Below are 24879 nucleotides of genomic sequence, written 5' to 3'. Positions count from 1 at the left end.
GTGCAAAGCCAAATTTATATGAAAATTTAGCTGTGTAAGTTTTATATTTCAAATCTGAAGTTTTAAATTTATTTTTAGGTGTAAGCTTAAAATTGTAAATTTAGATGTGCTAAGGCTTTGTGAAATTTAGCTCAAAATTTAACTATATAGATTTTATATTTAAAAGAAGTCTCCAAGCCCAAAATGAGCTTGGAGATTGCGTTTTAGCAAGAGAAGCAGGTTTTAAACTCATAAGCAGTTGGGCGTGCTTCGTAAGGCCAAACCTGAGTTTCAAATTTCATGTGCTGATAAGTGTCGATGAAAAGATCACTCATTATCGGTTTTAGGTATTCGTTATCGCGGATAAGCGCTTCAAGGCTGCCACGAAGTGTGTGTGGTAGCTGCTCGATGCCACGCTCTCTGATCTCATCTAGGTGAAGTTTAAATAAATTTTCATCCATCGGACCAACCGGCTCGTATTTGTTTTTAACGCCGTCAAGACCTGCCATTAGCATCGCTGAGAAGGCTAGATAAGGGTTTGCTGTGCTATCTGGAAATCTCATCTCAGCCCTAACTGACTTCTCGCCAGCTCCGTAAGGTATGCGGATGCTCGCTGAGCGGTTTTGGCTCGAGTAAGTGAGGATAGATGGCGCTTCAAAGCCTGGGATTAGGCGTTTGTAGCTGTTTGTGCTTGGGTTTGTGAAGGCTGCAACGCTTCTTGCGTGTTTTAAAACACCGCCGATGTAGTGCCTTGCAAAGTCACTTAAATTTGCGTAGTTGCCCTCTTTGTAGAATAAATTTTTGCCATCTTTCCAGACTGATTGATGCACGTGCATGCCGCTGCCATTGTCGCCATAAAGCGGTTTTGGCATAAATGTAACTGTCTTGCCGTTTAGGTGAGCGACCATGCGAACGACGTATTTGTAAATTTGAACGTTATCAGCAGCCTCGACTAAGTTGCCAAATTTCACACCGATCTCGCCTTGACCCTGCGCGACTTCGTGGTGTCCTAAAAATACTTCAAGGCCAACTTGCTCTAAAACTTGCATCATTTCAGCTCTTAGATCGACCATGCTGTCGATTGGCTGGGTCATCAAGTAGCCGCCTTTTCTGCGTGGGCGGTGACCTGTGTTGTAGCTATCTTTGAAGTCTGCAGCGTCGTTCCACTCGCCTTCTTCGCTATCTACTTGATACATCGCGCAGTTTGGGCTGTCGATGATTTTGACGTTGTCAAATACAAAAAATTCATTCTCAGGGCCAAAATATGCCTCATCGCCAAGTCCGCTATCTTTTACATATTGCATCGCTCTTTTTGCGATCGAGCGAGGGCATTTTTCATAAATTTGACCTTTGTAAATGTCGTAGATATCGCAAAAAACAACGACTGTGATGTCAGAGGTAAATGGGTCCAAAAACGCCGATGTCGCTTCTGGCTTCATTATCATATCGCTCTTGTCGATAGGCTGCCAGCCGTTCATCGAGCTAGCGTCCATTGGGATGCCGTTTGTGAAATTCTCTTTTGTAACAGCTTTTATGTTGTAGCTTATGCTGTGCCAAGCGCCGTTTAGATCGGTAAATCTAAAATCTACAAATTTAACTTCATTTTCTTTGCAAAAATCAAAAAAATGATCGATGTTTTGGACAAATTTTCCCATTTTTTATCTCCTTCTGGTTTTTAATTTTCGTATTGTATCACAAAATTTTATATTTAAGATTATTTTTATATTTTATTTGACCCCAAACTAAAATTTTACTAATTCTCTATCTCTGTTTTTAAATATCGCACACTTTGAATATCCCAAATTTCTAGCTATCTGCTCGCAAATTTCGCCGTTTTTACCGATATCTTCTTTGGCATGAGCGTCTGAGCCAAAGGTGATGGTGATGTCATTTTCAGCTATTAGCTCAAGTAAATTTACGCTTGGATATTGCTCGCCGATAGGTTTTCTAAAGCCAGCTGCGTTTATCTCGACGACTAAATTTGCCTCTTTTATCGCTTTTATAGCGTTTTTGGCTAGGATCCTGACATCTTTTTTGGGTAAAAATTTAAATAGCTTTAAAAGATCGATGTGCCCCATGATGTCAAATTTACCAAGCCTAGCTGATCTTTCTATGTGGTCAAAATACTCCTGCCAAATTTGATCCAAGTCTTTGCCCTCGTAGCCGCCGATAAATTCAGGGTTGTCAAACGCCCAGCCGTTAAAAAAATGCACAGAGCCTATTAGATAATCAACCTTTCTAGCAAAAACTCGCTCGTCCATAAAACCATCTAAAAAGTCCATCTCATAACCAAGTAAAATTTCTATCTCACCGCTAAATTCATCTCTTAAACGTAAAATCTCGTCTTCGTAGCTTTGCATCTCCTCAAATTTCATCCTATAAGCTTCATCGTAGGTCATTGGCGCGTGATCGCTAAAGCCAAAGTATTTTGTGCCAGCTTTTATGGCACATCTCACAAATTCTAGCGGTTCGCCAACTGCGTGGTTGCAAAGAGGTGTGTGGTTGTGAAGATCGACGGTCATTTTTAGCCTTTTAAAGTCGTTTATTTTTCAAAAATGCTACCTAAAATTTGATAAATTTAAAGATAAACGCATGCTTTTTAAACTTTCTTTTTATTTAAATCCTATATAATCAAGGCAAATTTTATTAGGAGCTTTTATGACCCAAGAGGAACTTGACGCGCTTATGGCGGGCGGATTAGAGGATGATTTAGGTGATACTAAAGATGCCAGCCAAGAGGTCGCGGACGTCAAAGAGGAAACAGACGAGGTAGCAGAAGTTGCAGAGGCAATGAGTGCTAAAGCAGATGAGCCACAAGCAAATAGTTCAAAACATGGCGAAAACTACAGAGTGAGCGCAGATGGCGTTTGGCCACCACCACCACCGACTGAAGACCACAAAATGGTGCATCAGCTTGACGATGTGACAAGAGATAGTGAAGAGAAAGCTACTCAGATGTTTGACAAGCTTGAGACGATAAATAACTTTTTTATGGACGCTGAGAGCGACTCAAATAGCCTAAAAGAGGCGATAAACTCAAACGTTGAGCTGTTTACGACACTAAGTGAGAAATTTCCAAATATTGCCGCATTTAGTGAGGCTTTAGAGAAAAACAACGCACTTCTTGGCACGATCGATAACATCATCGGAAATTTACAAATGGGACAAGATGAGATCATGATGGCTATGGATATGATGCAGTATCAAGACATCCACAGACAAAAGATCGAGCGCGTTATCAACGTTATGAGGGCGCTTAGCAAATATATGAATACCTTGTTTGAAGGTCGTATCGATGACGATAAGCGTGTTGGTTCAGCTGTTCATATCGCTGGCGATACAACGACTGAAAACCTTGTCAGCAACGACGACATCGAAGCCTTGATAGAAAGTCTAGGTAAAAAATAGTGCTAAAAAGGCCTGAGCTTTTATCTCCAGCTGGAAATTTAACAAAACTTAAAATCGCCCTTGAATATGGAGCCGACGCTGTTTACGGCTCAGTGGCTAGCTTTTCGCTAAGGACTAGATCAGCAAGGGAGTTTAACCTTGAAACATTCAAAGAGGCGATAGACTACACTCATGAAAAGGGAAAGAAATTTTATGCGACCATAAATGCCTTCCCTTTTAACTCTCAGATAGAGCCGCTAAAAAGGCACCTGCAAACCATTTCAGCGATGAAGCCAGATGCCTTTATCATCGCAACTCCGGGCGTCATGAGCCTAGCAAAAGAGATCGCTCCAGATATCGAGATACACCTCTCAACTCAGGCAAACGTTATGAACGTTTTGGACGCTAAAATTTATCATGATATGGGCGCAAAACGCATCGTCGTGGCTAGAGAGATGAATTTAAAAGATGTTATAAAGATAAAAGAGGAAATTCCAACCCTTGACATTGAAATTTTCGTCCATGGCTCGATGTGCTTTGCCTACTCTGGCAGGTGCTTGGTAAGCTCAGTGCAAAGCGGACGTATGTCAAACCGCGGCAGCTGTGCAAATGACTGCAGATTTAAGTATGAACTCTACGCCAAAAACGAAGAGAGCGGCGTGCTTTTTCGCTTAGAAGAGGACGAAAACGGCACTCACATCATGAACTCAAAGGATCTTTGCCTCATCTCGCACATCAAAGAGATCGTTGATAGCGGTGTCATTGATAGCTTTAAGATAGAGGGTCGCACAAAGAGCGAGTACTACGCAGCCTGCACAGCAAGAGCCTATAAAATGGCGATAGATGATGCGCTGAGTGATAAATTTGACGCGCAAATTTATGAAAATGAGATAAATACGCTGAAAAATCGCGGCTTTACGGACGGCTACTTGGTGCATAGACCTTATGAGCGAACCGATACGCAAAACCACGTTAGCAGCCTAGAAGAGGGCACTCATCAGGTAAATGCTATAAGTGAAGACGGTGAGTTTTTTAAATGTAAATATAAAATTTTCCCAGATAAGAGCTACGAGATCGTAGCTCCAACTGGCTCGCACATAGATGATAGTGAAAATGAAATTTCAAAAGTCTATTCGCAAGATGGCAAGAAATTTATCAAATTTAAGCAGCTCATCACCAAAAAAGGCAAGGTCATGAGCGAAATTCACAGCGGCAATGAAAATGAGATAAACCTCGGCGTTAAGCTGCCAAAATTTAGTTTTTTAAGGGAGAAGATATGAAATTTGTTTCTATTATAATGGGAAGTAAAAGCGACTATGAGATCGTTAGCGAGACGGCAAAGACTCTGGAGAAATTTGGCGTAAAATATGAACTGATAATCAGCTCAGCCCACAGAAGCCCAAAAAGAACTAGCGAGTACGTCGCAAATGCCGAGAAAAAGGGCGCAAAAGTCTTCATCGCAGCTGCTGGTATGGCAGCTCACCTAGCTGGAGCGATCGCTGCAAACACAACAAAACCAGTGATCGGCATACCAATGGCAGGATCGGCTCTTAGCGGCGTTGATGCACTTTACTCAACTGTGCAAATGCCAAGTGGCATGCCAGTGGCAACCTTGGCTATCGGCAAGGCTGGCGCGATAAATGCAGCCTATCTTGCGGTGCAAATTTTAGCCCTTGAAGATGAGGGGCTAGCAAGTGCGCTAAAGGCCGACAGAGAGGCAAAGATAAAGGCTTTAGAGGAAGACTCTTCAAAGGTTGAAGTGATACTATAAAAGGAGAAGCGGTGCAGACCTATCTTGGAGTTGATGAATTTTGCAAACTTGTGCACTTGGAGCGCGAAGTTATCGAGGATATGATAAATCGTGGCGTTTTGAAGACCAAAGAGGAAAATGGAGAAATTTTGATAGAGGCGAGCGAGGGAACGATGAGCGTGGTGCCTAGTGTTTCGCAAAATTTATCCTTGCAGCCGCGAAGCCAAGATGGTTTTAGCTTTGTCGAAAAGACGATTGGCACGATATTAAATTTACACGAAAAGGTGCTTGACGCAAAAGATGAGACGCTTGAGACCTTAAGAAATGAGAATAAATTTTTAAAAGAGGCACTCATTTCGATGCAAGAGCTCTATGATGAAGATAGAAAAACGGTCGAGACGCTTACAAAACAGCTTAAAATTTCACAAGATGAAGTTGAATTTTTAAAACGAAAATACAAGCTCATGTGGAACCAAGCGGTTGAAAATTTTAACGGACAAAAGTAGCTTATGAAGATTATAAATTTAGAAGATAGCTTTGAAATTTGCGGAGTAAAAACTCGAACTAAAAATGAAGATGAGATAGACGGAAAGGGTAAAATTCCAGCTTTATGGTCTAAATTTATGAGTGAATACTATGATGGCGAGAGTGAAATTTATAGCGTTTACTGCAACTACGAAAGTGATCTTAATGGACATTACGATAACTTCATCGGCACAAGATCATGCCAAAAAGATGATGAAAATTTAAAGATACAAAGCGGAAAATACGCTCTTTTTAGTTTTGCAAATGAGCCACAAAATGTTGCAAAATTTTGGGGTGAAATTTGGAGATATTTTGAAAGTAGTGAGCTAAAAAGAACCTATAAAACGGACTTTGAAAAATACTTAAAAGACAAAATAGAAATTTATATATCAATAAAATAAAAGGCAAAAAATGACATTTTCACAAATAATACTAACGCTTCAAAACTATTGGCAAGAGCAAGGCTGCGTCATACTTCAGCCATACGACATGCCAGCAGGTGCGGGCACATATCACCAAGCGACATTTTTAAGAAGCCTTGGACCAAAGCCATGGGCGACCGCATACGTAGCTCCAAGCCGCCGCCCGACTGATGGCAGATACGGCGAAAACCCAAACCGCCTTGGCGCTTACTATCAGTTTCAAGTGCTCATAAAACCAAGTCCAGAAAATATCCAAGAGCTTTATCTAAAAAGCCTTGAAAGACTTGGTCTAAATTTGAAAAATCACGATATCCGCTTTGTCGAAGACAACTGGGAGAGCCCTACACTTGGCGCTTGGGGGCTTGGCTGGGAGGTCTGGCTAGATGGCATGGAGGTTACGCAATTTACCTATTTTCAACAAGTTGGCGGCATCGCATGCGAGCTCATATCTGGCGAGATAACATACGGTCTTGAGCGCTTAGCTATGTATCTACAAGATGTAAATAGCGTCTATGACATCGTTTGGGACGACTCTAATGGCAACATCGTAACCTACGCCGACGTGCATAAACAAGGCGAGTATGAGTGGAGTAAATATAACTTTGAAGTGGCAAACGTTGATATGCTTTTTAACCAGTTTGAAAATGCATTTGGCGAGTGCAAACGCTGCTTGGAGGCTAAAATTTCACTGCCAGCTTACGACTACTGCATGCTTGCGGCTCATACATTTAACGTCCTTGATGCGCGCGGAGCGATCAGTGTGACGCAAAGACAAGACTACATCTTAAAAATTCGCGAGCTTGCAAAAGAGTGCGCGCTAACATATAAAGAGAGCTTAGAGCAAAAGTAAAATTTGATGAAAATAGCTGAAATTTATAAAAATTTAGATGAAATTTGCCCATTTGTGAGCCAAGAGTCTTGGGATAATAGCGGCCTGCAAGTTGGCTCATTTGATAGCGAATTTGAGCGAATTTATCTAAGTCTTGATCTTGATAGTGAGCTTTTGCAAAATGTCTTGCCAAACTCGCTCATCATAACCCACCATCCGCTCATTTTTAAAGGACTAAAGAGCCTAGACTACAGCCTCTATCCAAGCTCACTCATAAGAGAGATGATGATAAAAAATATCTCGCTCATCTCGCTTCACACAAATGCCGACCTTGCATTTTTAAATGAAAAATTTGTGACGCAGGTTTTGGGACTTGAAATTTCAAGCAAAGAAGGCTTTTTGATCTACGCTAATGTGAAGATGAAATTTAGTGAGCTTTGTAAATTTGTAAAAGAAAAACTTGGGCTAGAAAATTTAAGAGCAGTTTATGCAAAAGATGAAATTTCTAAAATTTGCATATGCACTGGAAGCGGCGCAGATCTCATGCAAGATGTCAAAGCAGACGCCTTTTTAACAGGCGATCTAAAGTATCACCAAGCCCTTTACGCAAAGGAAAATGGACTAAATTTGATCGACATAAATCACTATGAAAGCGAGCGTTATTTTAGTGATTTTTTAGCAAAATATTTGCAAAATCTAAAAATTGAAGTTATAATAAGCAATTCTAAAAACCCATTTACATATTGCTAACAAAAAAGGAAACATTATGAATAAATATTTGCAACAATTAGTTGAATTATCTGATCTTGACAAACAAATAGATGGTTTCACGCCACGCATACAAGAAGTAGAAAAAGCCTATAAAAGCATAGAAGAAGAGTGTGAAACTATAGCGGTTAATGTAGAAAGACTTGACGAAGAGGTAAATGATCTAAAATCACAAAAATCAGGCACAAACGCTCATATCGCAGAGTTTAGCGCAAAGATCAAAGACGTGGCTAAAAAAAGCTCAAGCGCAAAAAGCGAAAAAGAGATAAAAGCTCTAGGTCTTGAAGAAGATATCGCAAAAGAGCAACTTGAAGCAGCAAATGAAGAGATCGCTAGACTTGAAAAACTAATAGACAATAAAAATGCTCAAAAAGATGAGCTAAATGCTAAAAAAACAGAGCTTGAAGGAAATTTAGAAAAGATAAAAAGCGAGGTTTCATCTGAGCTAGAAAAGATCGAAAAAGAGCGCAAAGAGGTCTATGCTAAAAAAGATAAGCTTGTTGCTGCGATGAACCAAAAAATCCTAGCATTTTATGAGAAAATAAGAAAATGGGCTCACAACACAGCCGTTGTGCCTGTTAAAAAACAAGCTTGTTATGGCTGCTTTATGCAGATAAATGATAAAACTTTCTCTGCGGTTGTAAAAGGCGAAGATATCGTTACTTGCCCGCATTGTGGCAGAATTTTATACAAACAAGAGCAATAACACATTTCGTGATAATAATATATTATTTTTTAGCCTCAATACTTTACTTTTTTGGGGCTATTTTTCTACTTTTATTAAGTTTCAAAAAAAAATACCATAGATCAATCCCAGCACGTTTCTTTCTCTTTAATAATCCTAAATTTAAAGATGCAGATGTGCATTTTCATGCTTGCTCGTTTGGCGAGGTGCAAGCGCTTAAGCCTTTGATGCAAAAATTTGACAGCAAAGCCATAAGCGTGGTGACAAATACGGGCTTTGAAGCGGCGAGCAAAATTTGCTTTAACACGAGGTTTTTGCCATTTGAAATTTTCTTGCCATTTTGGCTAAAAAAGAGCAAAATTTTAGTCATTTTTGAGGCTGAGCTCTGGCTTATGCTAGTTTTCATGGCAAAGCTAAAAGGCAGTCGCGTGATACTGATAAACGCTAGAATTTCAGATAGAAGCTATAAAAGTTACTTAAAATTTTGTTTTTTTTACAGATATCTATTTAAATTTATAGATAAAATTTACGCCCAAAGCGAGCTTGATAAAGAGCGGCTAGAGTCGCTTGGAGCAGGTGAAATAGAAGTTGTTGGCAACATAAAAGCTGCGTTTTTACCAAGTGTGAGTAGAGTTTATGAAAGGCCAAAAGCTAGAGTGATCGTGCTAGCAAGCACGCATGCGGGCGAAGAAGAGATGATTTTAGATAATTTAAATTTAAAAGAAAACGATCTTTTAATCATCGCACCACGCCACCCTGAGAGATTTGCAGAGGTGGAAAAGCTAGCAGGCGAGTACGCTAAAAAGCATGATTTTAGCTTTGCTAAATTTAGCCAAATACATAAATTTGAAGCAAAGATAAATTTACTTGATACTTTAGGCGAGCTTGTAAATGTCTATGCTATTAGCGATGTAGTCGTGCTTGGAGGCAGTTTTGTGCCAAATATAGGTGGGCACAATCCAATCGAGTGCGCACAATTTAACCCAGTGGTAATTAGTGGTGAGTTTATATTTAACCAAAAGGTGTTATTTGGCCTAGTTGAAAACATCTACATCGCAAAGACTAGCGAGATCGGCGGCATAATAGATAGTGACGCCAAAAAGAGCAAGATCGCCGTGCAGGCCAGCGCTGATGCGATCATAGAAGATATAAGGAGCACTTTATGAGTGAAGAAAAAGCGTATAAAATTTTAGCCAAGCAAAAAAACATCTCAAACAACGAGGCAAAGGAGCTAATCGACAGCGGACTAGTCTATGCCAAGGGGCAAAAGGTGATGATCGCTCGTGCGCTAATGAGCGAAAATACTAAATTTAACGTCGAAGAGATGCCAAAGCCAAGTGTTATCTTTGAAGATGAAAATTTAATAGCCATTAACAAACCAGCTGCCATAACTAGCGAAAAAATCAGTCAAATTTATAAATTTCCACTCCTTCACAGGCTCGATAAAGACACGAGCGGCGTGCTGCTTCTTGTAAAAAATGACGAATTTGCGAGCCTTGCCATAAATGAGTTTAAAAAGATGAAGGTTGAGAAAATTTACGTGGCCGCAGTTAGGGGCATCATGAGCGAGAAGGTGGTCGTAAATGAGCCGATCTTAACGATAAAAAATAAAAATGGTGCCTTTTCTAAGATCTCAAAAGATGGCAAAGAGGCGATCAGTGAAATTTCACCGCTCATGGTTGCGGGTAAAAAAACGCTTGTAAAAGTTGCCATAAAAACAGGCAGAACACACCAGATAAGAGTGCATTTGGCTAGTTTAAATTTACCTATCGTTGGCGATGAGAAATACGGCAAAAATAGGGCAAATAGAATGTTCTTGCATGCCTATTCTATCGCTCTTTTAGACTATAAATTTAAAGCGCCGATACCAAAAGAATTTAACTCTCTTGGATTTGAGCTATCTAATAAATTTGAAATTTAAAGAGCAATAAAGAAATTATTTAGTAATATACGCCCTTTAATAACAACTTAGAAAGGTGATTAGTGTTCGAACAAATTAGCGAGTCTTTTAGATTAGCCGTTAGCAAGATACGTTTTGTAGATGACGAAAAAGCTCTAAAAAACGCACTTGACGTGCTCAAAAAAGCTCTTTTAAAAGCTGATGTTCACCACAAAGTCACCAAAGATCTACTCTCGTCTATCGAAAGCGAACTAAAGCAAACTGGCGTTGGCCAAAAGAATTTCCTAGATGCGATCAAGTCAAATTTAACTACTATCTTAACAGCTCCTGGCAATCAAGGCTTTGTCTATGCGCCAGTTGCACCGACTATCGTTTTGATGGCTGGTTTGCAAGGTAGCGGTAAAACAACGACAACTATCAAGCTTGCAAACTATCTAAAACTAAGAAAGAAAAAAGTTTTAGTTGCAGCTTGTGATTTGCAAAGATTAGCGGCGGTTGAACAGCTAAGGCAGCTCTGCGTTGCAAATGAGATCGATCTTTTTTATATAGAAAATGAAAATAATCCTATAAAAGTAGCAAAAGAAGCACTAGAAAAAGCAAAAAGCGGTCTTTATGACGTGCTTTTGGTGGATACCGCTGGTCGTCTTGCGATCGATGAAAAGTTGATGCAAGAGATAAAAGATGTAAAAAATGCGATAAATCCACATGAAATTTTCTACGTAGCTGACGCTATGAGCGGACAAGATGCAGTAAAAACAGCTACAAGTTTTAATGAAATTTTGGGAATTTCTGGAGTTATCCTTTCTAAATTTGACTCTGACTCAAAGGGTGGCGTAGCTATTAGCATCGCAAAACAGCTAAATATCCCACTTAGATTTGTCGGTACTGGTGAGAAAGTGGCTGATATCGAGAGCTTTATACCAGATCGCATTGTAAGCCGTATAATGGGCGAGGGCGACTTAGCTACTTTGGTCGAGAAAACATCGACTATTATTGATGAAAAAGAGGCAAAACGTCTAAATCAAAAGATAAAAAAAGGTCAGTTTAACTTTAATGACTTTTTGGATCAAATGGAAAGCGTTAAAAAGCTTGGTAGCATGAAATCTTTGATGGGTATGATACCTGGACTTTCAAATATTGCAAACCAGATAAAAGATATAGACCTTGATAATTCAAAAGAAATTTTGCATATTAAAGCTATGATAAACTCTATGACACAAAAAGAGCGTGAAAATCCTGACCTTTTAAACAATAGCAGAAAAAGGCGTTTGGCAGCTGGCTCTGGGCTATCTCAAGTAGAGGTAAATCGCTTTTTGAAGCAGTTTGAAAATGCTTCAAAGCTTGCTAAGAAATTTTCAGGAAAGGGCGGAGCAAAAGGACTTGCAAATATGCTTTCGCAAGCAAATTTAAAAAGACCTGTTTGATAAAAGGGTTTAAATTTGGATATTCGTTATCTAAATTTAAGCTTTATTTAAAAACAAGAGGAGAATATAATATGGCAACAGTAGTAAGACTAACAAGAATGGGACGCAAAAAAAGACCTTTTTATCGTATAGTTGTTACAGATAGCAGAAAAAGACGCGACAGCGGTTGGATAGAGAGCATTGGTTATTACAACCCTATGGTTGAGCCAAATGTTATAAATTTCGACAAAGAGAGATTGGATTACTGGAAAAGCGTCGGTGCTAAACTTAGCGACAGAGTTGCACAAATTACAAAATAATGGTTGAAAATTTTTTATACGAATACGCCAAGCTAATAGCTGATTTTCCTGAAAAGGTGACTATTGAGCGTCAAGAGCTTGGTGAAAATTTTGTCGAGATCATTATAAGTGCTGATAAGGTTGATACTGGAAAGCTTATCGGCAAAGATGGCAAAATGATAAATGCTATAAAGACCGTTATAATAGGCTGCAAAGCCAAAGACAATACAAGTTATAGAGTAACGGTAAAAGCTATTGAATAGTGATATTGTTGAAGTCGCTACCATCGGGAGATGTGTTGGTTTAAAAGGCTACTTAAAGCTTCACAACAAGAGCGACTTCCCAGAGCAATTTAAAAAAGGTGCAATCTTCTTTGATAAAAACGATGATCAGCTCATCATAAAAGACTACAATAGACAAAAAGAGCTGGTTCTGTTTGAAAATTTTGATGACTTAGACCTTGCTAAAACACTCGTAAATAGAACTATCTATACCACAAAAGAGCTTACTAGAAGAAACTGCAAACTAAAAAAAGACGAATTTTTTCAGTTTGATATCATTGGTTTAAAAGTTGTAGAAAATGGTGAAATTTTGGGTATCGTGGAAGATATCCAAGATAATTTTGCAAATTCACTTTTATACATAAAAACTGATGAAGAGCTTATCGCAGCTGGCAAACCAAAGAATTTCTACATTCCATATTTGGAGCGCTTTATCGAAAGCGTAAATTTGGATAGTGGAGAGATTTTGGTAAAAGGCGCTAGAGATATCTTAGAAAATTCATGAAATTTACGTTTATTACACTTTTTGAAAATTTAGTCAAACCTTACTTTTGCGATTCTATTTTAAAACGTGCAATTAGCAATAAATTTATTGAAATTGATTTCATAAATCCAAGAAATTTTACCAACGATAAGCACAATAAAGTTGATGACTATATGATAGGAGGTGGAGCAGGGCTTTTGATGTTTCCACAGCCTTTGGATGAGTCGATCAAATTTGTAAAAGAAAAAGACAAAAATGCCCATGTTATTTTTTTGACGCCAGCTGGTAAAAAATTTAGTCAAAATGACGCAAAAAGGCTCTCTAAAAAAGATCATATTTGTTTTGTCTGCAGTAGATATGAAGGTCTTGATGAGCGAGTTGTTGAACTTTGGGCGGACGAAGTTTTTTGTATAGGTGATTTTATTTTAACTGGCGGAGAGCTGCCCGCACTTTGTATGAGTGACGCGATATCAAGAAATGTGTCCGGAGTTTTAGGAAACGACATGAGCCTTGAAGTGGAGAGTTTTGAGGATAATTTGCTTGAAGCCCCATCTTTTACAAAACCTGATAATTTTAAATCCCTCTTTGTGGTTTCAGAGTTTTTAAAGGGTAATCATGCTAAAATCCACAACTTAAAAAACAAGATGGCTCACTGCAAAACAAGGTACTTTCGCCCTGATGTATATCAAAAGCTAAAGCCACATAAATAAGGAAAAACATGAGAAATAAATACATTGAAGCGTTTGAAAATGCTCAAATTGCTGGTAAGAATATCCCTGACTTCCGTGCAGGAGATACATTGCGTGTGGCTACTCGTATTCACGAGGGAGACAAAACGAGAATTCAAAATTTTGAAGGCATTTGTATAGCTAGACGTGGTAGCGGTACTGGTGAAACATTTATCATCAGAAAAATCGGCGCTAACAGTGTTGGTGTTGAGAGAATTTTCCCAATATTTAGCGATTCTATCGAAGAGATAAAGGTTCTTAGAAAAGGTCGTGTTAGAAGAGCTAAGCTATTCTATCTACGCGAACTACGTGGTAAAGCAGCTAAGATCCGCGAACTTAGAAAATAAAACTTTTTCCCTGAAATTTTCAGGGACTCTCTCCTATAAACTATATCTAAAATCATTTTTATATTACTCGATATTTATACTTCATTAATCACTCTTTGCTAGAATTTTATTTCAAATTTACTTTTAAGGAATAAAGATGAAAAAAATTTTGATTTCACTTGCAGCTATTGCGTCTTTGGCTATGGCAGCAATCAATCTAAACACAGCTACAAAAGAGGAACTTATGAGTCTTGATGGTATCGGCAGTGCAAAAGCAGATGCTATCATCGAGTATAGGAAAGCAAATAAATTTAACTCAATCGACGATCTCAAAAATGTAAATGGCATTGGCGATAAAACTTTTGATAACCTAAAAGGTGAAATTTCTACTACTGGCAAGAGCGAAGTAAGCGAAAAAGCAAAAGCTGGTAAGAAGAAAATGGATGAGGCAAAAGACGAGATGAAAGAAAAAATCTCTGATAAAAAAGATAAATTTAAAAAGAAAGCTTCTAAAACTAAAGAAGAGCTAACTTCTAATAAAGAAGATGAAACTAGTATGAGTGAAAAAGCAAAAGATGAAAAAGACAAAGTCGTTGACAAAGTAAAAGAAAAGAAAGAAAAAGCTGCTTCAAAAGCTAAATCTAAAAAAGAAAAACTTAAAGAAAAACTAGAGAAATAAAACATTTTAAAACCTGCTTGTTTTTACAAGTAGGTTTTAGAAATTCATATATTTTTTGTTTTAATTATAGTTGACAAAAAATTTCACAACTTTTTTTAAATTTCATTAATACGATAATTTGCTTCATTATAATCTTTAGCCAAGGTTTTTTGCTAATTTGTGCTAAAACAGCTGCCATCTAACTTTACCAACTAAAAATTTGTATGAAACTGCCCCAAAAAAACGACTATCAAAAGAGTGATTGCGGTTATCGCCAACCATGTTTGGTGGGTTTCAAACTCCAACGGAGTAAATTCTAATATACCAAGCGTTAGGCGGAATGCCAAACTGCTTATCCAGTTTCAAACTCCAACGGAGTAAATTCTAATTAGGGCTACTATCTCGCTCATTTCCTCTCCTTGATAGTTTCAAACTCCAACGGAGTAAATTCTAATTCTTACAATGCAAAAAACAGCACTTGTCGGTCACACGTTTCAAACTCCAACGGAGTAAATTCTAATGGCGTAGAGGAGCGAGCTAGTATAGATTTGACGCGTTTCAAACTCCAACGGAGTAAATTCTAATACGACAGCGACCCAAAAATAAAAACCTGCCTTATTTAGGTTTCAAACTCCAACGGAGTAAATTCTAATTTAAATCAGCCTTATACGTGCTGCCATTAGGCACAAGTTTCAAACTCCAACGGAGTAAATTCTAATTGGAAGGTGTAAGATACGCAGAAGACGAGCCATATTTGTTTCAAACTCCAACGGAGTAAATTCTAATAAGTTAGCTACAACGACAAAGGCACACACGAGAAACTGTTTCAAACTCCAACGGAGTAAATTTTAATAAATGGTTATCGATGGCTATGCGTGGGCGTATGAGTTTCAAACTCCAACGGAGTAAATTTTAATAGTATGGCAAAGATACGCAAGCCCAGTATGGATGGACAGTTTCAAACTCCAACGGAGTAAATTTTAATAAAAGGCTATCACATCCCAAGTTTAGGCAAAAAAGCGTTTCAAACTCCAACGGAGTAAATTTTAATGACAAAAGCGCCGATCTTTATAACTTGCTGGCGCGTTTCAAACTCCAACGGAGTAAATTTTAATTGGCGTTATTGCTTTACTATCTCCGCTTGGTCGGTATGCGTTTCAAACTCCAACGGAGTAAATTTTAATAACAAAAAATCTTATTGCAAAGTTGCAAGCTTTATCAGGTTTCAAATTCCAACGGAGTAAATTTTAATACCAATGTCTTTATATTCATAGCTGTCCGTTTTTTGGGTTTCAAACTCCAACGGAGTAAATTTTAATGTTGTAACGTTTAATAATTCGCTTTTTGCGTTAGTGTTTCAAACTCCAACGGAGTAAATTTTAATCAATAGGTTCTAATTCAGAATATGCAAAAGTTACACGTTTCAAACTCCAACGGAGTAAATTTTAATTATGCACGCGCCAGAAACTTACGATTATGAAAAAGACGTTTCAAACTCCAACGGAGTAAATTTTAATAATAGTGTTTGCTCAAACTGATTAAACTTGTCTTGGTTTCAAACTCCAACGGAGTAAATTTTAATCAGAAACGAAGTTAAAAAGCTTGAAAATGAGCTATGTTTCAAACTCCAACGGAGTAAATTTTAATAAAGTCGAGTTAGTTGAAAAATTAAATCAAATTGTAGAGTTTCAAACTCCAACGGAGTAAATTTTAATAGCACGCTGATTATTACGATGAAAATGAGCAATGTTGTTTCAAACTCCAACGGAGTAAATTTTAATTTTAGCATTATCAACTATATTATTTAACTTCTCGATGTTTCAAACTCCAACGGAGTAAATTTTAATAGCACCAAAAAGCTGATTTATAGGCCTTTTGATGCAAGAAGTCTATATTTTTTCGCCTTAAATTTGACTAAATTTTAGCCATGTGCAAATACGCCAAGCCCTAAATTTCAAGCATTTTAAAATCTTAAAAAACGCTTTATTAAAATGCGATTTTACTCCCACCCAAAGCCCTCATAAGGCACGTCCTCGCAGATGCACTTTTTAAGCTTATTTGCTTCGCGGCGGATCACCTGCCTCCACGTTAGCTCCCTACCGCCCACCGTGAGCGTCTCGCAAAGGCGCGAGATCATCTTTAGCTCGATCTTTTGCACGGCGTCGTTGCTAAATTTTATCCTGCCAGCGTCCGTTTGGAAGTCCTTTGCGGTGATCTCTTTTTTATTTAGCATGTTAAAAATCAGCGTATCGCCCAAGATCGGCTTAAAAATCTCGGCAAGATCGAGGTGCAGGCTTATCGCGCGGTAGTTTGGCTCGTGCAAAAAGCCGATGCGAGGATCTAGCTCGGTCTTGTAAATTTCGCTTAGGCAGATGTTGTAGATGCGCGTATTTACGTAGCTTATGAAGCTGTTGATCTTATCAGCGGGCGGGCGTTTTGAGCGGACGGTAAATTTAAAGCTTCGCTGATCTGCAATGATCTCGTTCCACTTCTCGTAGTAGAGCTTTTGAAATGCACCCTCTACCGCCATGATAGCAGGCACACTAGTGGCCGCATCTAGTGCCTTTAAGTGTGGCTGCACGTCAAATTTCACGCCGTGTCTCTTGCAGTTTGCCGCGTCATTTATGATGTGGGCTCTAGTGATCTCGCGCGCGATATATGCACGTTTGATCGGATCGTCAAAAGAGCGGAGCTGGCACAGCAACACAAAGCCACTTTTATTTACGGAGTTTGGCGTATTTGGGTAGAAATTCCCGCGAAAGCTCTGATACGGGCTAAAGATATGCAAAAGGATGTTATTGTCCGCCAAAAATGCGATGGTGTAGGTATCGATCTGCACCTTTGCCAGCATGTAAATTTCATCGATCGCATTTATCGGCAGGATCTTGCACGAAGCTCGCTCGCCCATCTCGTCAAATTTTTCAAAGTAGATATTGTTATCTTGCCTATAAAGTCTGCCTGGACTAAGTATAAAGTGCGTCCTGTCGTTCTTTTGCATATTTGCTCCTTAGCTAAATACCGGGCTATTTTTATCTACGCCAATGACGATGCGCTCGGAGTATTTTAGTGAGTTAAATGTATAGATGACGATGGAGTCTAGCTCGCTTACGCACTCTTTTTGCAGCGTCTTGCTTAGTTTTTTAAAGTCGCTCTCGCGGATCTCGCCCTCATAGACTGAAAACTGCACGCGAGGCAGAAATTTCTCGACCGCTTTTCTGATACGATTTGCGTTATTTCGCTCTTTTTGCTCGCGCCCTGCGATGTCGTAAAAAAGTATCACATACATCTTGCCTCCTAAGCAGTGCAATAGTCGTGATATGCGCAGTTTTGGCAAAATTTACCCTGCGTAAATTTGGGCGGCTTTTCTAAATTTGCAAGTGCGCTTATCTCGCCTAAAATTTGTTCGATCAGAGCGAAATTTTCACTGCTATCTTCCACTAATATCACCTTTTTACCGCTTATTAGTTTGCCTTTTACCTCTTTTAAATTTAAGCCAGTTTTTAAAAGATAGATGTAAAAAAGTAGCTGTATCTTGCCTGCAAGCTCGTTTTTTAGGCTTTTCTTATACTCCGTGATGAGGTAGTGACCGTGCTGCTTTGAGAGTTTGTCGAATTTCAAATTTGAAAATGCAAAATCCTGCAAATCGCTCTCTTTGATCTCCGCTAGCGCCTTGCCCATTAGCACGTTTTCGTCTTCTTGATCTGCGTGGATCTGATGCGCGTAAAGCCACGCCTCGCGCTTACAGGTGACGTAGTAATTCACAAGCGTGCCGGTGATCTGATCTTTTGAGAACATTAGTCAAATACCTCGTCTGCTACCGTTAGCTCAGGCAAAAATCCGTCAAATTTATTATAAAAATTGCTAGGCGCTAAAACATATCTGCCAAAAAACTCTCTAGTATAAGACTTAATATCGCCAAGCATATTTTTGCCAACCGCAATGGTATATAGCGCTAGCTCTTTTTCAAGCTCTTTGATATTTGCCAAGATGATAAATTTATCTTTGTCTGATGTCAAAAGAGCCTCTCGTTTTTCTAAAAATTCATTGAAATGACCATTGTATTGCTCTATAAAAAGCGATACTTTGTAGTCTTGCTTTGGCATGAAGTTGGCATTAAATTTATCAAATAACGTTTGAAATTTTAACTCTTTAGCAAGGCTTAGCAGATCTATGCTTGTCGTTTCGTCTTTGGTGCTCTGAAAATAACTCTCTAAAATTTGATAAATTTCACTCTCTTTTATGGAGCGAGATAAAATTTCTTTTACCTTCTCTTCTTGTAGGTCTATATCGTGGTATGGAAATGTTTCGCCGTCTATGTAGTCAAAAACCACGACTTTTGCCGGCTTGCTAGATGTGGCGTTGCGATTTACCCTACCAGCTGCCTGGATGATGGCGCCAATGGGTGCAAATTCGCGAAACCCCACGTCAAAACTAAGATCAACTCCGGCCTCGATGAGCTGAGTGGCGACTAGAGTGATTTTCTCACCACTTTTAAGCTTCTCTTTTATCTCGTCTATTATTTTTACTCTGTGAAGTGGGATCTGATGCGTCGTCAAAAGATAGACGCCTTTTTTGCCACTGTTTTTTAGGGTTTCATATAGTTTTTTGGCTTTTGAAATTGTATTTACGACGCAAAGTGCGCTTTCGTCTTGATGTTTTAAAATTTCACTTACCAAATCATCAAGCCCTTTTATATCCGGCTCATAGGTGATCTCATATCTATCTTTTTCACGTTTATATAAAATAGGCTCCGAAAGCTCGGTAAAGCTCTCTAGCTCAGCTGCGATATGAGGCATAGTTGCTGACATGATTATAAAATGGATATTGTATCTTTTTGAAAATTCGTTAAAAGCAGCTGCGATGGATTTTAGCAGCACTCGCGGAATATTTTGTATCTCGTCTATGATGATGACGCTATCTCGCAGAGTTTCAAGCTTGAGATTGTCTTTATTGTGGTTTGAGAAAAAAGCAAAAAATAGCTGGTTAAAAGTCGTGACTATAAAATTTTCATGCCAGATGTCGGCTAAGAATATCTTTTGCATAAACTGTTCTTGCTCATCGTCGTTTTGGCTTTTATAGCTTGTTAGGTGGTGATACTTTAAAACGTCTTGGTCCGCTATGATCTTTTGATATTCGGTGTGTGTTTGATCTATGATAGAGGTAAAAGGTATAGCCGTTATAATGCGCCTTTTATTGCCGTTTTTAGCAATTTCTAGGGCTAAATTTAATGCCAAAAACGTTTTGCCGATACCTGTTGGCGCTTTTATGAGAAATGTTTTTTTGTCTTTGTTGGAGTTAAAATTTTTAAATATAATCTCTCTTGCTTTGTCTTTATAATCATCTTGCTTTTTGGTGGCTATTAAGCTCTTTATGCGGTCTATGTAAAGATCTATCTTTTTGGCATTTAAAACGGCTAAATTTTGATAGCTTTCTGAAAAAATGGCTTCAAATTTATCAGCCAAAATGAGCCTTGAGTATCTTTTTTTAAAAATAAAAAAGCTCTCCAAACCATAATATTTTGATAGTTCATTTTCTAAGTCTAAAAAATAATCTACAAAATCGTAGATATCTATATCGATATCTAAATTTGCTCTTTGGGCTACCTCATCTATCTTTTTAAGCCTGTCTATTAATTTTGCTTTTGTGGAGCCTATACTTGAGAGAAAGTAGTCTATATCCGGCAAATCAGAGTGGTGCTTTAAGATAGCAAAGAAATTTGCTAAGAAATTTATATCCTTGTTGGCTCTAGCAAAAAAGTATATAAAAGCGCTTTCTAGCGTGTGTGTAGTTTTTAGCTTTTGCCGTGCTTTTTCAAATTCATCTACCGAGTTAAAATTTTTAGCGTCTAAATTTATATAGTCTTGAAATTTTTGTGAAATTTTAGCTAGATCGTGAAAAGATGCTGCTTCCTTGTGCTCATCGTCATCAAAGCTGTTGGCTATATTTTTAATGTGTGAGTTGTATGATTTTTGCGGATGTGAGTTAAAAATGTCTGAAATTTGCATCATACAAATATGCATCGATAAGTTTTTTGGGCGCAAATCACCTCGCAAGCCTCTATATTTTTTGTCCTTATTTGGTCGTTTGAAACTATCAAATTTATGTGCGTTTTTGGAGATCTGTCGCTATCTAGGCTTTTAGCAAAGCAGATTGGCGAGTATAAAACATTTTCATCAAAGCATATTTTTTGCGCCATGCTTTGCGGCACAAACGAGTCAATACTTACCTCATCAAAATTTTTATTTACAAAATTTGCTATCTCCATAAACTCAAAATTGCCTGCAAATTCGCTATTGCCAAGATAAAAAGGAAATTTGGAAATTCTATTTTTTAGACTATCTATCGCTTCGTTTTCAAATTTAAATTTATCGATAAAGATCGTATATCTTGGATCGATTAACAATTCTCTGTTTATAGGTTTTTGTGGTGCCGAGCTGTCTCTTAGACCATTTGAAATCTTTTGCATATCTAAATTTTTAAGACTATTTAGATGAGCTTTTGTTTTTTTGGTGTAGTCGTTTATGTAGTTTTGCGAAAAGGTTTTCTTTGAAATGGCGCCGCCCAAAACGACGCTATATCCAAAATCCATAAAATTTTCGTCGCCTAAATAGTCATCCACACCAAGTAGCGCCGCTAGCATACCGCCTGCGGTGGTTTTTGGTGGTAGCGGTAAGGTTATATTTTGGCTTATGGAAAGTGGATCTCTAAAGCAAGCAAATTTACCCCAAATTTTAAATGCAAACATTATAGCTCTCTTGCGTCTATTTCTAGTCCCAGCTCTTTAAACTGATCCACATACCTCCTAAAAGAGTCATCGTAAAAGATCACAACCTTTCCTATCTTTTGGCTCATATTTTTTAGTGATCTAGTAAGGGCTTTAAAATTTAGCTCACACTCGTCAATGCTTCTGATCTGATCCGAGTCTGCGTTATCTAGCTTCACAAGCTCGTCAAGCAAGCCTATCATATAAGCGTCTTTATAGATAACTCTTATAAGCATTCTTGGCTTTTGGCCGACCTTACTTCTTGTGTTTAGTAGCTTTGTACCTTGCCACATCGAGTCAAGCATTTGTGCGACATCTTCTTCGCTAGCGTTTGATTTGGCAGCATTTAGTGAATTTATAGTGCTATACATGGCAAATAAGCCATACGGTATGTAGTTATCGGTTCTAAATGTTTTATTGCCGCTACCGTCTTTACCAAATGCACCGGTTCCTTGAGACATTATAGTCTCTGTCTCGTTTAGCGATTTAGCCCAAGAAAATTGCACTGCGCCTATGATTTGGATATTGCTTCTTGGTGCCACGCCTCCAAAAAGTCTATTGTCTATGCAGCTTAAAAATGCCTTTTTATCGTCTGATTCGGCTAAAATTTTCTTTACTTCGGCAAATCTAGTTTCTGCCGACTGTACCTGTTCGGCATTATTTACAAAGATTGTTTGAGACTTTCTGTATTGCAGATCATCCCTGATGGTTCGCTTTACTCTTACGTCGCTCACGATAGCTTTTCTGTCGCTCTCATCGTATCTTGGCGCATTGTCGTTTAGCATATCTCCGTTAGGATTTGTCATCTTTGCGTCCCATAAAAACAAAATTTCACTATGTTTTGCTATCTCACTCATTATTTTCTCCTGATTGTTGATTATCTTTTTTAAATTTAATGTAGTCATTCATGCCTCGTATAAATGCAAATGAAATTTCATAGCGAGAAACGCTCTTGCTTTTTTCATTGCAAAAATGCGTAGTTATCAGCTGTGACAGATCGCTATTTGTTGCGCTGCCTAGCTTCAGTTTTCTTTCAAACTCATTTGCTTTATTAAAAATTTTCTTTAAATTTGGCGCTATTATTTTTTGATTTGAAAGCCACTTTTCAAATGTCTTATTTTCTTTAGAAACGTCTGAGGCAAAAGAGCTATTTATAATACTCTTTGAATAAGCACCTATCAAATAAGCACCTTTGATTAGATCATCTTTAAAATAATCTGACTGCTTTTCCAACAACTCCTTAAAATAATCAGAAAAAAGCTTCATAATCACATCCTTATCGCGTTTATCTCTTGTAAAAACTCTAAAATTTTATTTTCATTTTTGATGATATTTTCAGGAAAGACTATCCAGTATTTGACGCCGTCCTTTATCTTTTTCTTGTTTTTGGCATCAAATTCTCTAAAATGTTCAAATCGTTTCAAAAGCTCAATATATTTTACTTTTGCATATCCAAGTAACAACTTTGCTAGAAAAATTTTCTCCTGCATGATTTTATTATCAAGTCCTTTGACTTTTGTAGCGGCAGCATATTTTTCAATAACTCCAAAATAATCTTTGAGATAGGCAAATTTGATATCATCATCTGTATCTTGAATTTGCTTTGAAGAGTCGGTGATATGCTGCTTTTGCATTAAATTTACGACCTTTGCTATCCTGCTTGGCAAAACGTCTTCAAGCGTAGAAAATATCTTAACGGATAAATTTGTCTGATCAACCTCGGTGAATAAAATATCAATCGTAAAGCTATTTATTTGGTCGTAATTTTCGATTTGCTTTCGCAATCTTCTCATAAAGCTCTCTTCTCTTTCGGACTCTTCTTGCATATTTTTTGCATTTTTAAGAAAGCTTATTAATCCTTTGAAAATTTCAGCATTGAAATTTGCCATAGAAGGGATGATTATGTACTCTAAGCCTTTGTAGTAAAATTTTAAGTTATTTATCGCAAACATCCAACCTTTTTTTATTGCCTTTGCGCTTTCTAGAGACATAGGCAGTTTGTTTATCTGCTGTATGCCGTAGCTATCATCATAATTATCCATGGTAAAAAATTTAATATCAGGATTGTATCCGCAAGCTATTTTTTCTTTTGTGACGACATCGGTTAGCTCTTTTAGAACTGGCTCATCTCTGCTGTTTTTAATATGAGGGCGAACGAATTCATTAAGATAGTTTTGCAAAACTTCAGGCATAAGCTCATAAAAACTCTTGCCATTTACAAGCAAAACCAAAAAATAATCATCCTGCTTAAAATTTTTTAGCTCAAGCTCGTCATTTTCATAATTTTTAATGTATTCAAATACCAAGGCGGCAACACGCTTATTGTCGTCGTTTGCATAGACCATAACCGAATTTTGTAGTGTATGTGAGATGGCTTTAAATTTCTTATATATATCTTTTTCGCCTTGATACTCAAAATTTGGATATAGATAGTATGAATTGCTCGTGCCGCCTATCTTTTTGGTAAAAAGCGTCTTTATATTATCTAGCGAGGCTCTAGATATTTTTGGCTTATCGACAAGTTTTAAATTTTCTATTTTAAAATCAATAGCTAAAACAATATGTTCGCTATCTTTAAAATTTGAATTTTTTATCATAGCGATAGTGTCGTCATCGCTTATTAAATTTCCGATCACATGTAACTTATGAGCAAGTCCCATTTTAAATTGACCTTAAAAATTTTTATTAATATTAAGACAACATACCTTAAATATTTATAAAATTTATTTATCTTCCACTACTTCTAAAAACCCAAGTCCGCAGTTCATGCACCCACTACCAACACCCACATCAAGGATCAAATTTATAAGCTCTGGCTTTGCTTTGATATGCCATTTTGCAGGCCAAGCTTTGACTGGCATATTATTATTACCATAGTAAAAATATAAAGGCTTTTGTAAATTTTGCCAAAGCAATTTTAGCTCAAACTCACCCTCATATTTATACCCCATAAGTGTTTCAAATCTTTGCAGAGCGTTTGTTTTCATCATTTCAAGATGCCTGGAGTCTTGCGGCTCAAGATACACTTTATATCTCAAAAGTCCAACGACCGAACACGCTACGTATCCTTGTAAAACAGCCTCATTTTGTGAAATTCTATGCTCTTTAACTGACACAGACGTATCAAGCAAACAAATATTGCCAAGTTTTAATCCATCTTTTAGCACAGCAAAAGCGATCGTTTTTTCAAATTCTGGTACAAACGAGCTAAATCTTATCTCTAAACTTAAACCATTTAATCTAAAATCAAAATTTGATCTTTTAAAATTTTTACCACTCTCTTTATGGGTGTATCCGTCATGTTCAGCCTTTGGCAAATAGCTGTAAATATAGCCTTGTATGAGCTTGGATAAAGACTTTGTTATTTTTAAATTTTGAGTAGGTAGGCGTGAATTTATAATGATCATCCTTGCTCCTTATTTGTTGATAAAATGGATTATAACTCAAAATTTTGTAAAAAAATAGACAATTATATAAAATAAATTTTTTAGATTTTAAATTTTATATTAAAATAATGTTTTTAGAAAAATCAAAAACTTATTCTAAAATTTAAATGATCTTTTCTTGACATATAATAATGTTTTTTGTATAATCTCAATTCTTTTTTAAATAATCATGTCTTGCTAGCTCAGTCGGTAGAGCATCTCACTTTTAATGAGGGGGCCGTTGGTTCGAATCCAACGCAGGACACC

The 24879-nt window shown here is 37.6% G+C and carries 29 protein-coding genes, 1 tRNA gene and 1 CRISPR repeat array; of the genes, 18 read left to right on the top strand and 12 right to left on the bottom strand.

Annotated features, from left to right (window positions below; all coding sequences use genetic code 11):
* Positions 1-203: 203 nt before the first annotated feature.
* Both glnA and CVT14_RS05255 read right to left on the bottom strand, forming a co-directional pair.
* Complete coding sequence (gene glnA, locus CVT14_RS05260; RefSeq protein WP_009294014.1) at positions 204-1634, bottom strand: type I glutamate--ammonia ligase; 1431 nt, start codon at positions 1632-1634, stop codon at positions 204-206.
* Between the two features lie 87 nt (positions 1635-1721).
* Positions 1722-2501, bottom strand: coding sequence for a histidinol-phosphatase (locus CVT14_RS05255; protein ID WP_107849872.1), 780 nt, complete (start codon positions 2499-2501; stop codon positions 1722-1724).
* Positions 2502-2637: 136 nt separating this feature from the next.
* Here CVT14_RS05255 and CVT14_RS05250 point away from each other — a divergent pair, with 136 nt between their 5' ends.
* The 17 genes from CVT14_RS05250 to CVT14_RS11045 all read left to right on the top strand — a co-directional run bounded on the left by CVT14_RS05250 (position 2638) and on the right by CVT14_RS11045 (position 14445).
* Complete coding sequence (locus tag CVT14_RS05250) at positions 2638-3387, top strand: chemotaxis protein (RefSeq protein ID WP_103596045.1); 750 nt, start codon at positions 2638-2640, stop codon at positions 3385-3387.
* Positions 3387-4646, top strand: a complete 1260-nt coding sequence (locus CVT14_RS05245; protein ID WP_107849871.1) for a peptidase U32 family protein — start codon at positions 3387-3389, stop codon at positions 4644-4646. Before CVT14_RS05250 ends, CVT14_RS05245 begins: the two co-directional genes overlap by 1 nt.
* Positions 4643-5137 carry a 5-(carboxyamino)imidazole ribonucleotide mutase gene (gene purE, locus CVT14_RS05240; protein WP_021088047.1) on the top strand — a complete coding sequence of 165 codons (495 nt, stop codon included), beginning with the start codon at positions 4643-4645 and terminating at the stop codon, positions 5135-5137. Before CVT14_RS05245 ends, purE begins: the two co-directional genes overlap by 4 nt.
* An 11-nt stretch (positions 5138-5148) precedes the next feature.
* Positions 5149-5622, top strand: a complete 474-nt coding sequence (locus CVT14_RS05235; RefSeq protein WP_107849870.1) for a DUF3972 domain-containing protein — start codon at positions 5149-5151, stop codon at positions 5620-5622.
* A 3-nt stretch (positions 5623-5625) separates the two neighbouring features.
* Positions 5626-6042, top strand: coding sequence for a GyrI-like domain-containing protein (locus CVT14_RS05230; RefSeq protein ID WP_103557713.1), 417 nt, complete (start codon positions 5626-5628; stop codon positions 6040-6042).
* Positions 6043-6052: 10 nt separating this feature from the next.
* The gene (glyQ, locus tag CVT14_RS05225; RefSeq protein WP_107849869.1) at positions 6053-6913 is read left to right on the top strand and encodes a glycine--tRNA ligase subunit alpha; all 861 of its coding nucleotides are present in this window, start codon (positions 6053-6055) and stop codon (positions 6911-6913) included.
* Positions 6914-6919: 6 nt separating this feature from the next.
* Entirely contained in the window at positions 6920-7642 is a 723-nt protein-coding gene (locus tag CVT14_RS05220; protein WP_107849868.1) for a Nif3-like dinuclear metal center hexameric protein, read from the top strand.
* 16 nt (positions 7643-7658) lie between these two features.
* Entirely contained in the window at positions 7659-8366 is a 708-nt protein-coding gene (locus tag CVT14_RS05215; RefSeq protein WP_002941798.1) for a zinc ribbon domain-containing protein, read from the top strand.
* A gap of 8 nt (positions 8367-8374) precedes the next feature.
* A complete protein-coding gene (gene waaA, locus CVT14_RS05210; protein ID WP_107849917.1) occupies positions 8375-9511 on the top strand; it encodes a lipid IV(A) 3-deoxy-D-manno-octulosonic acid transferase in 1137 nt (378 codons plus the stop codon).
* Complete coding sequence (locus tag CVT14_RS05205) at positions 9508-10266, top strand: RluA family pseudouridine synthase (protein ID WP_107849867.1); 759 nt, start codon at positions 9508-9510, stop codon at positions 10264-10266. The genes waaA and CVT14_RS05205 overlap by 4 nt, the downstream gene beginning before the upstream one ends.
* A 62-nt stretch (positions 10267-10328) precedes the next feature.
* Entirely contained in the window at positions 10329-11669 is a 1341-nt protein-coding gene (gene ffh / locus CVT14_RS05200; RefSeq protein ID WP_021089517.1) for a signal recognition particle protein, read from the top strand.
* Positions 11670-11740: 71 nt separating this feature from the next.
* A complete protein-coding gene (gene rpsP / locus CVT14_RS05195; RefSeq protein WP_021089583.1) occupies positions 11741-11968 on the top strand; it encodes a 30S ribosomal protein S16 in 228 nt (75 codons plus the stop codon).
* The gene (locus CVT14_RS05190; protein ID WP_009293991.1) at positions 11968-12210 is read left to right on the top strand and encodes a KH domain-containing protein; all 243 of its coding nucleotides are present in this window, start codon (positions 11968-11970) and stop codon (positions 12208-12210) included. Before rpsP ends, CVT14_RS05190 begins: the two co-directional genes overlap by 1 nt.
* Positions 12203-12733, top strand: coding sequence for a ribosome maturation factor RimM (gene rimM, locus CVT14_RS05185; protein ID WP_021089591.1), 531 nt, complete (start codon positions 12203-12205; stop codon positions 12731-12733). Before CVT14_RS05190 ends, rimM begins: the two co-directional genes overlap by 8 nt.
* Complete coding sequence (gene trmD / locus CVT14_RS05180; protein WP_021089527.1) at positions 12730-13422, top strand: tRNA (guanosine(37)-N1)-methyltransferase TrmD; 693 nt, start codon at positions 12730-12732, stop codon at positions 13420-13422. The genes rimM and trmD overlap by 4 nt, the downstream gene beginning before the upstream one ends.
* An 8-nt stretch (positions 13423-13430) precedes the next feature.
* Complete coding sequence (rplS, locus tag CVT14_RS05175; protein ID WP_002941851.1) at positions 13431-13787, top strand: 50S ribosomal protein L19; 357 nt, start codon at positions 13431-13433, stop codon at positions 13785-13787.
* Between the two features lie 136 nt (positions 13788-13923).
* Positions 13924-14445 (top strand): ComEA family DNA-binding protein, encoded by a 522-nt coding sequence (locus tag CVT14_RS11045; protein ID WP_021089554.1) that lies wholly within the window; start codon positions 13924-13926, stop codon positions 14443-14445.
* Positions 14446-14607: 162 nt separating this feature from the next.
* On the opposite strand, the gene CVT14_RS10825 is transcribed toward CVT14_RS11045, so the two are convergent.
* The 10 genes from CVT14_RS10825 to CVT14_RS05120 all read right to left on the bottom strand — a co-directional run bounded on the left by CVT14_RS10825 (position 14608) and on the right by CVT14_RS05120 (position 24594).
* Positions 14608-14706 (bottom strand): S26 family signal peptidase, encoded by a 99-nt coding sequence (locus CVT14_RS10825; RefSeq protein ID WP_222703071.1) that lies wholly within the window; start codon positions 14704-14706, stop codon positions 14608-14610.
* A 9-nt stretch (positions 14707-14715) separates the two neighbouring features.
* Positions 14716-16271: direct repeats of the CRISPR family, unit length 30 nt; unit sequence GTTTCAAACTCCAACGGAGTAAATTTTAAT.
* 152 nt (positions 16272-16423) lie between these two features.
* Complete coding sequence (gene cas1 / locus CVT14_RS05160; RefSeq protein WP_021089609.1) at positions 16424-17422, bottom strand: CRISPR-associated endonuclease Cas1; 999 nt, start codon at positions 17420-17422, stop codon at positions 16424-16426.
* A 9-nt stretch (positions 17423-17431) separates the two neighbouring features.
* Positions 17432-17710 (bottom strand): CRISPR-associated endonuclease Cas2, encoded by a 279-nt coding sequence (gene cas2 / locus CVT14_RS05155; protein ID WP_021089505.1) that lies wholly within the window; start codon positions 17708-17710, stop codon positions 17432-17434.
* Between the two features lie 8 nt (positions 17711-17718).
* Positions 17719-18219 (bottom strand): CRISPR-associated protein Cas4, encoded by a 501-nt coding sequence (locus tag CVT14_RS05150; protein ID WP_107849866.1) that lies wholly within the window; start codon positions 18217-18219, stop codon positions 17719-17721.
* Entirely contained in the window at positions 18219-20432 is a 2214-nt protein-coding gene (gene cas3 / locus CVT14_RS05145) for a CRISPR-associated helicase Cas3' (protein ID WP_199907322.1), read from the bottom strand. The genes CVT14_RS05150 and cas3 overlap by 1 nt, the downstream gene beginning before the upstream one ends.
* Positions 20429-21169 (bottom strand): CRISPR-associated protein Cas5, encoded by a 741-nt coding sequence (gene cas5 / locus CVT14_RS05140; RefSeq protein ID WP_107849865.1) that lies wholly within the window; start codon positions 21167-21169, stop codon positions 20429-20431. The genes cas3 and cas5 overlap by 4 nt, the downstream gene beginning before the upstream one ends.
* A complete protein-coding gene (cas7b, locus tag CVT14_RS05135) occupies positions 21169-22044 on the bottom strand; it encodes a type I-B CRISPR-associated protein Cas7/Csh2 (RefSeq protein ID WP_107849864.1) in 876 nt (291 codons plus the stop codon). The genes cas5 and cas7b overlap by 1 nt, the downstream gene beginning before the upstream one ends.
* Complete coding sequence (locus CVT14_RS05130) at positions 22037-22453, bottom strand: hypothetical protein (protein WP_021089608.1); 417 nt, start codon at positions 22451-22453, stop codon at positions 22037-22039. Before CVT14_RS05130 ends, cas7b begins: the two co-directional genes overlap by 8 nt.
* 2 nt (positions 22454-22455) lie before the next feature.
* On the bottom strand, positions 22456-23847 hold the full coding sequence (locus CVT14_RS05125) for a TM1802 family CRISPR-associated protein (protein WP_107849863.1): 1392 nt from the start codon (positions 23845-23847) through the stop codon (positions 22456-22458).
* Between the two features lie 63 nt (positions 23848-23910).
* A complete protein-coding gene (locus CVT14_RS05120; protein WP_107849862.1) occupies positions 23911-24594 on the bottom strand; it encodes a CRISPR-associated endoribonuclease Cas6 in 684 nt (227 codons plus the stop codon).
* A gap of 210 nt (positions 24595-24804) precedes the next feature.
* Between CVT14_RS05120 and CVT14_RS05115 the strand changes: the two genes are divergently transcribed.
* Positions 24805-24877: transfer RNA gene (locus CVT14_RS05115), tRNA-Lys, on the top strand.
* Positions 24878-24879: the final 2 nt, after the last annotated feature.

Source organism: Campylobacter concisus (assembly GCF_003048445.1).
GTDB lineage: Bacteria > Campylobacterota > Campylobacteria > Campylobacterales > Campylobacteraceae > Campylobacter_A > Campylobacter_A concisus_BF.
The sequence above is the reverse complement of the archived record's forward strand: the minus strand, read 5'-3'. Positions and strand labels throughout refer to the sequence as shown.